Source organism: Nocardioides sp. NPDC051685 (genome assembly GCF_044453405.1).
In the GTDB taxonomy this organism is placed as follows: Bacteria; Actinomycetota; Actinomycetes; order Propionibacteriales; family Nocardioidaceae; genus Nocardioides.
On the sequence record NZ_JBITCR010000014.1, the window covers coordinates 20,632 to 32,378 of the forward strand.

Annotated in this window: 9 protein-coding genes; all 9 read right to left on the reverse strand. The window is 70.4% G+C overall.

Annotated elements, in window-relative coordinates; translation table 11 throughout:
* Nucleotides 1-206: 206 nt before the first annotated feature.
* Nucleotides 207-812, reverse strand: coding sequence for a lactate utilization protein C (locus ACIA03_RS26630; protein ID WP_396988219.1), 606 nt, complete (start codon nt 810-812; stop codon nt 207-209).
* Nucleotides 809-2,245, reverse strand: a complete 1,437-nt coding sequence (locus ACIA03_RS26635; RefSeq protein ID WP_396988221.1) for a lactate utilization protein B — start codon at nt 2,243-2,245, stop codon at nt 809-811. The genes ACIA03_RS26630 and ACIA03_RS26635 overlap by 4 nt, the downstream gene beginning before the upstream one ends.
* Nucleotides 2,242-3,027, reverse strand: a complete 786-nt coding sequence (locus tag ACIA03_RS26640; protein WP_396988223.1) for a (Fe-S)-binding protein — start codon at nt 3,025-3,027, stop codon at nt 2,242-2,244. The genes ACIA03_RS26635 and ACIA03_RS26640 overlap by 4 nt, the downstream gene beginning before the upstream one ends.
* A gap of 27 nt (nt 3,028-3,054) precedes the next feature.
* Nucleotides 3,055-3,282 (reverse strand): helix-turn-helix domain-containing protein, encoded by a 228-nt coding sequence (locus ACIA03_RS26645; protein ID WP_396988225.1) that lies wholly within the window; start codon nt 3,280-3,282, stop codon nt 3,055-3,057.
* Between the two features lie 50 nt (nt 3,283-3,332).
* Complete coding sequence (locus ACIA03_RS26650; protein ID WP_396988227.1) at nt 3,333-6,425, reverse strand: glycosyl hydrolase; 3,093 nt, start codon at nt 6,423-6,425, stop codon at nt 3,333-3,335.
* A 25-nt stretch (nt 6,426-6,450) separates the two neighbouring features.
* Nucleotides 6,451-7,926: a rhamnulokinase family protein gene (locus ACIA03_RS26655; RefSeq protein ID WP_396988229.1), complete on the reverse strand. Its 1,476-nt coding sequence runs from the start codon at nt 7,924-7,926 to the stop codon at nt 6,451-6,453.
* Nucleotides 7,923-9,953: a bifunctional aldolase/short-chain dehydrogenase gene (locus tag ACIA03_RS26660; protein WP_396988231.1), complete on the reverse strand. Its 2,031-nt coding sequence runs from the start codon at nt 9,951-9,953 to the stop codon at nt 7,923-7,925. The genes ACIA03_RS26655 and ACIA03_RS26660 overlap by 4 nt, the downstream gene beginning before the upstream one ends.
* A gap of 7 nt (nt 9,954-9,960) precedes the next feature.
* Complete coding sequence (gene rhaI, locus ACIA03_RS26665; protein WP_396988233.1) at nt 9,961-11,130, reverse strand: L-rhamnose isomerase; 1,170 nt, start codon at nt 11,128-11,130, stop codon at nt 9,961-9,963.
* A gap of 236 nt (nt 11,131-11,366) precedes the next feature.
* Entirely contained in the window at nt 11,367-11,702 is a 336-nt protein-coding gene (locus ACIA03_RS26670; RefSeq protein ID WP_396988235.1) for an L-rhamnose mutarotase, read from the reverse strand.
* Nucleotides 11,703-11,747 lie beyond the last annotated feature (45 nt).

The window sequence follows — 11,747 nt, forward strand, 5'->3', positions numbered from 1 at the left end:
ACTATGACCCCCGTCACAACCCCGGAAGCCCGATGGCCGGATCCGGTCAGTCTCGTCGAGGCGTCAGTTCTTGACGCCGAGGCGTCGAATATCGAGCGCGAGGGGTCGATTTCCCGGGGGTGGTCCTCGCGCACAGACATCGACTCCTCGATGCCATACAACGACGCTTCACGGTCAGAAACTGACGTTTCGGCGTCAGGAAGTGACTACTCGGGGTGGGTTATCAGGACGTGAAGGGTGCGGGGGCCGTGGACGCCCTCGACGCGGTCGAGCTCGATGTCGCTGGTCGCCGAGGGGCCGCTGATCCAGGTCAGCGGCCGGGCGGGGTCGAGGAGGGCGATGGCGTCGGGGACGTCGGGGACGATCTGGTCCTCGCGGACGACGCAGATGTGGGTGTCGGGGACGAGGGAGATGGCTCGGCGGCCCTGGTCGGGCGCGTGGTCGAGGACGATCGTGCCGGTCTCGGCGATGCCGACCCGGGCCTCGGTGACCACGGCGGCGATCCGGTCCAGCTCGGCCGCGGTGAGGGTGCCGTCGTCGACGATCGCGTCGGGGACGTGGACCGAGAGGCCGGGTGGGACGACCACCTGACCTGCCGGCAGCGCGGCGGCGATCCGGTCCTCGAGGTCATCGGCTCCGCAGCGCTCGACCACGGCTCGGTAGTCGGCAACGCGCTCGACGAAGAGGTCGACGACGCCGGGGGTGGCGACGGGCGCGAGGTCCCGCGGGACACGGGGCTCGGCGGGTTCGAGCGCCGAGCCGGCCAATGCCTCGCGGACCCGGGCGAGGATCTCGGTTCGTGCGTCGGTCATGTGTCGTCCTTCCGTCCACCGTTCGTCCGTTTCCACCACGCCCGGAAGCTCTCCCCCGGCGCCTCTGGCAGGTCGCGCGCGCCGGTCCACGCGGTGGGTCCGAAGCGGCGCGCGAACCGCATCCCCACACCGGTGAGGCGCTCGAGGGCGGAGAGGCGGCGCGAGCGCCCCAGGACGTACGCCGCGCCCTTCATCGCCACGGCCTCCGGCTTCGGCACGCCACCTCGGTGGGCGTCGACCACCTGGGCGCGCAGGTCGACCAGGACGGAGGGGATGTCGATGCGTACCGGGCAAGCCTCGAAGCAGGCGCCGCACAGCGAGGAGGCGTAGGGCAGCGAGTCGGTCTGCTCGTCGTGCCCGACGCCCTTGAGCAGCGGGTTGAGGATGGCGCCGATCGGGCCCGGGTAGACCGAGCCGTACGCATGGCCGCCGGTGCGCTCGTAAACCGGGCAGACGTTGAGGCACGCCGAGCAGCGGATGCAGCGCAGCGCCTGACGACCGACCTCGTCGGCCAGCGCGCGGGTGCGGCCGTTGTCGAGCAGCACCACGTGCACCTCCTGCGGGCCGTCGCCGGGGGTGATCCCGCTCCAGGTGGAGGTGTAGGGGTTCATCCGCTCGCCGGTCGAGGATCTCGGCAGCAGCCTGAGCATCGGGTCGAGGTCGTCCCAGCGGGAGACGACCTTCTCGATGCCGACCACCGAGACGAGCACCTCGGGCAGGGTCAGGCACATCCGGCCGTTGCCCTCCGACTCGACCACGACGAGCGTGCCGGTCTCGGCGACCGCGAAGTTGGCACCGGAGATCCCGACCTTGGCGCGCAGGAACTTCTCGCGCAGGTGCTCCCGAGCGGCGGCCGCGAGCACGGCCGGCTCGTCGGTCAGATCCTCCGGCGCCGGGCGGCCCGCAGCCGCCATCCTGGAGCGGAAGATCTCGCGGATCTCGGCCCGGTTGCGGTGGATGGCCGGCACGAGGATGTGCGATGGCAGGTCGTCGCCGAGCTGCACGATCAGCTCGGCCAGGTCGGTCTCCCAGGCCGCGATGCCCTCCGCGGCGAGCGCCTCGTTGAGCCCGATCTCCTGGGTCACCATCGACTTGACCTTCACGACCTCCTCCGCGGCGTGCGCCTTGGCGATCGAGGCGACGATCGCGTTGGCCTCGGCGGCGTCACGGGCCCAGTGGACGGTCGCGCCGTTGGCGGTGAGGGTCTCCTCGAGGCGTACGAGCTGGTTGTCGAGATCACGGAGGGCCGACTCCTTGACCGCGGCGCCGGCCAGGCGCAGCTCCTCCCAGTCGGGGACCTCGGCGACGACCTTGGCGCGCTTGGCACGGATCGTGCCGGTCGCGTGGGCGAGGTTGTGGCGCAGCTGGGAGTCGGCGAGGGCCTCGCGCGCGGCGGTCGGGAAGGCCGGCATGCCGACGAACGTGCCGGTCATCGGGCCGCTCCTTCCGCAGGGCTCGATTCCGTCGAGGCGAGGATCTCGGCGAGATGGACGGTGCGTACGCCCGAGCGCTGCCGGGAGAGCACGCCACCGATGTGGGTCAGGCAGGAGTTGTCGCCGGCGACCACGATCTCGGCGCCGGTCTCGCGGATGTGGCGGGCCTTGTCGGCCCCCATCGCGATCGAGGTGTCGGCGTTCTTGACCGCGAAGGTGCCACCGAAGCCGCAGCACTGGTCGGCGCCGGGCAGGTCGACCAGCCGGATCCCGCGGACCGCCTCGAGCAGCCGGCGCGGCCGGTCGCCGACCCCGAGCATCCGCAGCGAGTGGCAGGTCGGGTGGTAGGTCACCTCGTGCGGGTAGTAGGCGCCCACGTCCGTCACGCCGAGCACGTCGACGAGGAACTCGGAGAGCTCGTAGACCTTCGGGCCGACCTCCGCGACTGCCTTCTCCAGGGCCTCGTCGCCGGAGCGGCGGGCCACGATCGAGTGCTGGTGCCGCGCCGAACCCGCGCACGACCCGGACGGCGTCACGACGGCGTCGTAGCCGGCGAAGGCGTCCACGAACGTACGCACCACCGGGACCGCCTCGTCCAGATAGCCGGTGTTGACCATCGGCTGCCCGCAGCACGTCTGCGCCTGCGGGAATTCGACCTCGACGCCGAGCCGGCGCAGGAGGCGTACGACGGCCTTCCCGGTGCTCGGGTAGAGCGCGTCGTTGATGCACGTGACCATCAGCGCGACTCGCATCCGGCGGCCTCCTTCGTCAGTGGTGTCCATCAAATCAGTTCAGCATCAAATCAGTTGTCAGATGAGTCCGGTGCGTACGGCCCGAACGACCGCCTCCACGCTCGTCCCCGCTCCCAACGCATCCGCGGCCGCCCGGAGACGGCGCCGTACGGTGCGCTCGGAGATCCCCAGCTCCCGCGCGATCCGCTCGATCGTGTGGCCCCGGGCGAACAACGCCAGCACCTCCACCTCGTCCTCGGGAAGGTCCGTGGAAGAGGAGGGTCGTACGCCGCCCGAGGCTGCCACGGTTCACTCCTGTCTCAGCATGACGCTGATCGCTTGGCGGGACACCGCGCTCATCCGGCGACCACCTTCTCGACGTAGGGCACCAGACGCACCGGCCCGGTGAGCCCGTAGCTCTGCCGGGTCGCCGCGCCGTATACCGACGGGGTGACCGTGCGCAGCCGGTTGAGCAGCGTCGAGGCCACCTCGATCTCGATCGTGTTGGCGCCGGCGACCAGGGCGTGGCCGAGATCGACGACCGAGTCCATCGGGTCGCACGGCGCCAGCAGCTCGCCGTTGACCCGGACGCGGAAGGTGTCGTTGACGTCGCCGAGCTCCATGAAGGCGCCGTCCTCGGGGGTCCAGTCGGTGCCGAGGTCGACGCTCGTGTGGTAGCGGCCGATGCCGGAGACGTCCTCGAGACCGACGACCTTCGACCAGGCCTGAGGCGCCGCGAGATCACGGGTGACGACCTCCTTCGAGGTGGCGAGGTCCTTCGGGTCGGCCTGGTTCGCCGGCTTCCAGTCCTCGAGCTCGAGGCTCCAGGAGGCCGGGGTGACGGGCTCACGGACCCGGTCGACGACCACCTTCGCCGTGCGTCCGTCGGCCTTGGTCAGCTCGAAGCTGCCGGCGGTCGTCGTGCGCAGCGCGACGTTGGCGCCCCGCGCCACCACGGTCTGACCAGCGGTGGCGACGGGGAGAACGGAGCGGGCCACGCCCGCACCCGGGGCCGCGAGGGCGACCACGGTGGACTGCCCGGGAACGAGGTCGACGCGGACCCGGATCCGGTCGCCGGCGCGCTCGTAGGCCGCGATCCGGGTGATCTGACCGCTCCACGCGTCCAGCAGCCACGGCACGGCGGCGCGGTCGGTGGCGGTCAGCCAGACATCCTGCTGCACCGGGTTGAGCCGCCGGTTCTCGGCGTGCCTCGCGTTGGCGAGGTAGTAGAGGTCGACCTCGCCGGCGACGCGTCGGACGTGCATCACGGTGGAGTCGGCGTGCTCGACGTCGCGTACGACACCGAGAGTTGCCAGCGCGTTGCCGACCTCGGCCTCGGGGACGCTGCGGGTGGTCGGCAGGGCGCCGATCTGGGCCATCAGCGAGCGCACCTCAGCGGTGGCCGCCTCGCTGTCGCGCCCGGCGACGGTGACCTGCGACCAGTCCCCGATGAGCACGATCGGCAAGCCCTTGCGGCCGAGTGCGAGCAGCCGCTTCGCGCCGTCGATGTCCATGGTGAACGCGTTGCTGCGCAGCGAGTCCGGGCCCACGACGACGGCCTTGTAGGCGGGGCCGTCGGGCGCCAGGCGGCCGTTCGCGAAGTCGACGCCGTCGAGCGCCAGCAGCGAGGCGCTCACGAACGAGTGCGACCAGCCGAGCTTGGTGCCGTTGTTGGTGATCCACTGCGGGCCGATGCCGGTCGAGGCCCAGCCCTTGTGGCGCCAGAAGGCGACGTCGTACTTCGGCGCGCCCGTCTGCAGGACCAGCTGGGTGCGGGCGAGGTAGGCCGCGATGCCGGGGACGTGCTGCCACTGCGGGGTGCGCGGTCCCCACGCCTCACCGAAGCCGATCGCGTTGTTGTAGTAGGGCGAGAAGGCGGCGAAGCCCGGCCAGGTGACGTCGGGCGCCTTGACGTAGGGGAAGCCGTGGACCATCAGCTGGTTGACGCCCGCCACGAAGATGCTGTTGATGGTGAACAGCGCCTGGTTCTGGGCGGTCGGGCTGGTGCTGTTGGCGCCCCAGGTCGTGTTGTAGGCCGCGCCGTTGTAGCAGATCGCCTCGCAGGAGAGGACCGTGTGGCCGGCCAGGTCGCGACCGGCGGCCATCACTCGGTAGTCGTCCAGGTTCTTGAATCCCAGGGACTCGGTCTCCGGGACGTCGACCACGGCCGCGTGCTGCATGGTGTCGGTCTCCAGGCCGTACGGCTGGATCCGGATGCCCATGCCGAGCGACCTCGCGAACTCCTGCATCGGCCGCAGGTGCTGGTCGCGGTAGAGGTCGGAGAGGACGATGTTGTAGTCGTCGCGGATCTCGTTGGTGCGGAGGTTGTCGGCCGTGGCCGGGTCCGCGGCCGCGAGCGAGAACTGGTACTTCTCGTCCTTCTCGAGAACGAACGGCAGCCACGGCCGCAGGTCGTAGCCGTGCTTCGCCTCGAACTCGTCGAGGAAGTCGCGGGTCCAGATCGTCGCGTCGGTCTCGATCTCGAGGGAGTCCTCGAAGAGGTAGCCGCCTGCGGCGCGGAACAGGGTACGCAGCTCGCCGTCGAGCACGCGGTCCTCCCACAGGTCGATCACCTTCTGTGCGCCGCGACGGCTGAAGTGGTCGACCACGTAGGCGCGGGGCGAGGTGTGCGGACCGGCCTCCGGCTCCTGGCCCGAGCCGCGCTGCCAGGTGGCGAGCAGCACCCAGGTGGCGCCGGCAGGCTCGGCCGGCGCGGTCCAGGTGAGGTGCTCGCCGTCGACGTCGCCGCTCAGATCGACGTAGGAGGCGGGGTCGAGGATCGTGCTGGTGATGTTGTTGTTGCGGTCGCGTACGTAGCCGGTGATGCGGTGCGCCTGCACCGTGACCAGCTCCGAGCGGGTCACGGAGGATGCCGGCTCCACCACGGGCTCGGGCAGGCGTGCGTCGTACGTCGACCCGGCGACGACTGTCGCCTGCCCGTGCACCAGCTCGGTGCAGGCCGCGTCGTCGTCGGGAGTGATCGTCGGGACCGCGGCGGGCCATGACGGACCGACCGTGACGTCGATCCGGACGTCCCGCTTCGCGGCCTGCGCGAGCGCCGCCTTCACGCCGGCCACCCACGGGGCACTCCCCCAGCCGTACGCCGCGACGTCGATGTCGATGTTGCGGGCGCGCAGGCTGTGGGTGACGTCGGCGACCTCCAGCACGCCGAAGCCGGCGTCGGCGACCTGGTCCACCTCACGGGCGATCTCGACCGGGTCGACCAGGCCGTGCGGCCACCACCAGCGGAAACCCGCTGCGGTGGCGGTGCCGGGCTTGCGGAACGCCTTCGTGAAGGCGTTCGGAAGGCCGGCGGTGGTCGCGGCTTCGGCGGCCTGGGCGGGGTTGCTGCCGACTGCGCCGGCGACGACAGCGGTGCCGAGCGTGGCGGCTGCGGCGCCGAAGAGCGCGCGGCGGCTGAGCCGGGGGTTGGGGAGGGAGTCGGTCATGGGAGTCGCCTTCGGGGTGGGTGGATCAGGAGATGCGGGCCTCGGCGGCGGCCCAGTCGAGGCCGTCGCGCGGCTCGAAGCGGCGTACGTCGTAGGAGCGGCGGACGAGATCCCGCATCGCGGGCAGGTCGGGCAGGTCGACCCCGAGGGACCTGCCCTGGATCAGGACGTTGCCGAGCGCGGCCGCTTCGACCGGGCCGGCGAGGACCGGCAGGCCGCAGGCGTCCGCGGTGAGCTGGCAGAGCAGCTCGTTCTGCGAGCCGCCGCCGACCACGTGGACGACCTCGGGTGAGGTGCCCGCGAGGGCGGCCGCGGCGCGTACGTGGCGACGGTAGGCGACCGCGAGGCTGTCGAGGATGCAGCGGGTGATCGCGGCCGGCGAGCGCGGGATCGCCTCGCCGGACTCGGCGGCCAGCGCGGCGATCCGCTCCGGCATCGGGTCGGCCGAGGTGCTCGGGAAGAGCAGCCGCGGGTCGTTGATGTCGACGACCGTACGCAGCGGCCCGAGCTCCGCAGCAGCCGCGAGCAGCGGGCCCAGCTCAGCGCCCTGGAAGCGGCGCTCGCTCCAGGAGCGCAGCGACTCGGACAGGACCCACAGGCCCATCACGTTCTTGAGGAACCGGATCGTCCCGTCGACGCCGACCTCGTTGGTGAAGTCGGCGAGCCGGGCGTCCTCGGTCAGCACCGGCCGGTCGAGCTCGAGGCCGACCAGCGACCAGGTGCCCGAGGAGATGTAGGCGAACTCCTTCGTGGCCGCGGGGACGCCGAGGACCGCCGAGGCGGTGTCGTGGGAGCCCACCGCGACCACGGGGACGTCGGTGGTGACGCCGAGCTCGTCGGCGACGCCGGGCAGCAGCGGGCCGAGGAGGGAGCCCGGGTCCCGAAGGGGCGGGAGGATCCCTTCGGGAAGCCCGAGCTCCTGGCACAGGTCGACCGCCCAGACGCCCTGACGGACGTCGTAGAGCTGCGTCGTCGAGGCGTTGGTGCGCTCCGCGCCGATCGCACCGGTCAGCCAGTAGCCGAGCAGGTCCGGCAGCAGCAGCATCGTCTCGGCGGAGTCGAGCGCGGTGGTCCCGCGGGCCGCGACGAGCTGGTAGATCGTGTTGAACGGCAGCTGCTGGATCCCGGTGATGCCGTAGAGCGTCGCCGCGCCGATCTGGGCGATGACCTTCTCCGCGATCCCCTCGACGCGGGCGTCACGGTGGCTGAAGACCTGGCCGAGGAGCTGGCCGTCGTGGTCGAGCAGCCCGTGGTCGATGGCCCAGGAGTCGATCCCGATGCCGTCCAGCGGCCCGGTCCGGGCCACCTCGCGGATGCCGGCGAGCACCTCGCGATGGATGCCGAGCACGTCCCAGAAGAGCGAGCCGTGGACGCGTACCGCTCCGTTGGGGAAGCGGTGCAGCTCGTCGAGCTCGACCCGGTCGCCACCGATCCGGCCGGACATCACCCGGCCGGAGGTGGCACCCAGGTCGACCGCCGCGACCCTGACATGTGGGCTCATCGCAAGAACGCCGCGGCGACGCCGGCGTCGACGGGGACGTGCAGACCGGTGGTGTGGGTCAGGTCCGGGCCGCAGAGCACGAAGACGGCGTTGGCGATGTTCTCCGGGAGCACCTCGCGCTTGAGCAGGGTGCGCTGGGCGTAGAACTTGCCGAGCTCCTCCTCCTTGACCCCATAGACCTCGGCGCGCTTGGCGCCCCAGCCGCCGGCGAAGATGCCGGAGCCCTGGACCACACCGTCGGGGTTGATGCCGTTGACCTTGATGCCGTGCTCGCCGAGCTCGGCGGCCAGCAGCCGGACCTGGTGGGCCTGGTCGGCCTTGGCCGCGCCGTACGCGACGTTGTTGGGCCCGGCGAAGAGCGAGTTCTTCGAGGAGATGTAGACGATGTCGCCGCCCATCTCCTGCTCGATCAGCACCTTCGCGGCGGCCTTGGAGACCAGGAACGAGCCCTTGGCCATCACGTCGTGCTGGAGGTCCCAGTCGCGCTCGGTGGTCTCCAGCAGCGACTTCGACAGCGACAGGCCGGCGTTGTTGACGACCAGGTCGACACCGCCGAAGGCGAGCACCGCGGCGTCGAGCATCGCCTGCACGGCCGCCTCGTCGGAGACGTCGGCGGCGAGGCCCACGGCGACGTCGCTTCCGCCGATCTCAGCGGCGGCCGCCTCTGCCTTCACCAGGTCCAGGTCGGCGATCACGACGCAGGCGCCCTCGGCGGCCAGGCGCTTGGCGGTCGCCTTGCCGATGCCGGAGGCGGCGCCGGTCACGAGGGCGACCCTGGTCGCGAGCGGCTTGGGCGCCGGCATCCGCTGGAGCTTGGCCTCCTCGAGCGCCCAGTACTCGATCCGGAACTTCTCCGACTCGTCGATCGGGGCGTACGTCGAGAGCCCCTCGGCGCCGCGCATCACGTTGATCGCGTTGACGTAGAACTCCCCCGCGACCCGTGCCGTCTGCTTGTTCTTGCCGAAGGAGAACATGCCGACGCCGGGGACCAGGACGATGAGGGGGTCCTTGCCGCGGATCGCGGGGCTGTTCGCGTCAGCGTGGCGGTCGTAGTAGGCCTGGTAGTCCTCGCGATAGCCGACCGCGAGCTCCTTGAGGCGGGCGATGCTGTCCTCGACGGAGGCGGTGGCCGGGAGATCGAGCACCAGTGGCTTGACCTTGGTGCGCAGGAAGTGGTCGGGGCAGGAGGTGCCGAGCTCGGCCAGGCGCGGGTGGGCCTCGCTGGCCAGGAAGTCGAGGACGACTTCGGAGTCGTTGAAGTGGCCGACCATCGGCTGGTCCGCCGAGGCGATGCCGCGGATCGTGGGAGCGAGAGCCGCGGCCTTCGTACGCCGCTCGGCCTCGACCAGCGGACCATAGCCTTCGAGCGCGGGGCCGAACGGCTCGGCCTTGCTGTGCTCTTCGATGTAGGCGGCTGCCGTGTCGATGATCCAGAGCGAGTTCTTCTCGGCCTCCTCGGACGTGTCGCCCCAAGCGGTGATGCCGTGGCCACCGAGGATGCAGCCGACCGCCTGCGGGTTCTTCGCCTTGATCTCGGCGATGTCGAGACCGAGCTGGAAGCCGGGGCGGCGCCACGGCACCCAGACGACCTGGTCGCCGAAGATCGTCGTGGTCAGCGCCTCGCCGTCCGCGGCGGTCGCGATCGCGATACCTGAGTCGGGGTGGAGGTGGTCGACGTGGGCGGCGTCGACGAGGCCGTGCATCGCCGTGTCGATCGAGGGGGCCGCGCCACCCTTGCCGTGCAGGCAGTAGTCGAACGCGGCGACCATCTCGTCCTCGCGCTCGACGCCCGGGTAGACATCGACGAGCGCGCGCATCCGGTCGAGCCGGAGCACGGCGAGGCCGCTCTCTTTCAGGGTGCCGAGGTCGCCGCCGGAGCCCTTCACCCAGAGCAGCTCGACGTCCTGGCCGGTCACCGGGTCGGTCGCGGTGCCCTTGGCGGAGGTGTTGCCGCCGGCGTAGTTGGTGTTCTTCGGGTCGGCGCCGAGACGGTTCGAGCGCGCGATCAGTTCTTCTGCAGTGGTCATGAGTATTTCAGTTCCATCCGGCCTGGGTGCCGCCGACACGGGCAGCTTCGATCTGTTCCTGGTAGCCGCTCGCGAGGTAGGCGCGCATCGGGTCCGCGGGCAGGCCACGGTCCTCTCGCCACCCGCCGAGGTCGGCGCGTACGTCGGTGTAGAAGGCGTCCATGAAGATCTCGTTGGCCAGGAGTACGTCGCCGTCCTCCTGCGCCTGGGCGAGAGCATCGGTGTCGAGGAGCAGCGCCCGTGCGGACATCTCCTGGACGTTGAGCACGGACCTGATCTGGCCCGGGATCTTCTTCTCGATGTTGTGGCACTGGTCGAGCATGAACGCGACCCCGCCCTCGGCCACGGGCTTGAAACCGCCGCCACGGACCACCTCGACGAGGATCCGGAAGAGCTGGAACGGGTCGGCCGCACCGACGATCAGGTCGTCGTCGGCGTAGAAGCGGCTGTTGAAGTCGAAGGAGCCGAGCTTCCCGAGCCGCAGCAGCTGCATCACGATGAACTCGATGTTGGTGCCGGGCGCGTGGTGGCCGGTGTCGAGGCAGACGACGGCCCGGTCACCCAGCGCGCTGACCTGGGCGAACGAGGTGCCCCAGTCGGGGACGTCGGTGTGGTAGAACGCCGGCTCGAAGAACTTGTATTCGAGGACGAGGCGCTGGTCCTCACCGAGGCGCTCGTAGATCGTGGCCAGGGACTCGGCAAGCCGGTCCTGGCGGCCGCGCATGTCGGCCTGACCCGGGTAGTTGGAGCCCTCGGCGAGCCAGATCTTCAGGTCGCGCGAGCCGGTCGCGTTCATCACCTCGATGCACTCGAAGTGGTGGTCGATCGCCTTCTGCCGGATCTTCGCGTCGGTGTGGGTCAGCGCGCCGAGCTTGTAGTCGTCGTCCTGGAAGGTGTTGGAGTTGATCGTGCCGAGCGCGATCCCCTGGTCCTCGGCGTAGGCGCGCAGGGCCGCGTAGTCGTCGACCTTGTCCCACGGGATGTGCAGCGCGACGCTCGGCGCCAGGCCGGTGAAGCGGTGGACCGTCGCCGCGTCGGCGACCTTCTCCTCGGGGGTGCGCGGCGTGCCCGGGGTGCCGAAGACCTTGAACCGGGTCCCCGAGTTTCCGTAGGCCCACGAGGGGACCTCGATCTCGAGGGCGGCCAGGTCGCCCGAGATCTGGTCGAACGTCGTCATCGGAGAGCCTCTCTATCTGCGAGTTGAAAGGTTTCAAAGCGCGCATCCGACGTTAGTGGCGCACGTCACTTGCGTCAAGTGGTGCGCGAGGTTCGTTTCGTTTCAGCGTCGACCGCGAGGAGTCAGTTTCTGGCCGCGAGAAGTCAGTTCCTGGCCGCGGGCCCATTCCGCGTACAGAATTCGACGCCTCGAGGTCAGAAACTGACCCCTCGGCGTCAAGAACCGACTCCTCGGGGTCAGCTGTCGAGCTGGTCCTCGAGGTGGAAGACCTCCTCGAGGCGGAGGAAGCCCTCGTCGGGCGCGACGCCGTCGAGGTCCTCGAAGAACTCCGCCATCTCGGCCTGCCAGCGGGCGTTGACCTTGGTCGCGGCCATGCCGGCCCGGGCAGCCTCGATGGAAGGCGTCTCCACATAGCCGATCAGCAGCCCGTCGGGCCGTAGGAACAACGAGTAGTTGTGCCACCCGGTCTTCTTCAGCGCCTGGAGCATCTCGGGCCAGACGGCGGCATGGCGCTTCTTGTACTCCTCGATGCGCTCGGGCTTGACCTGCAGCTGGAAGCAGACGCGCTCCATGGCAACCTCCGGTGAAACGATTTAGAATCCGGACGCTAGTGAGCC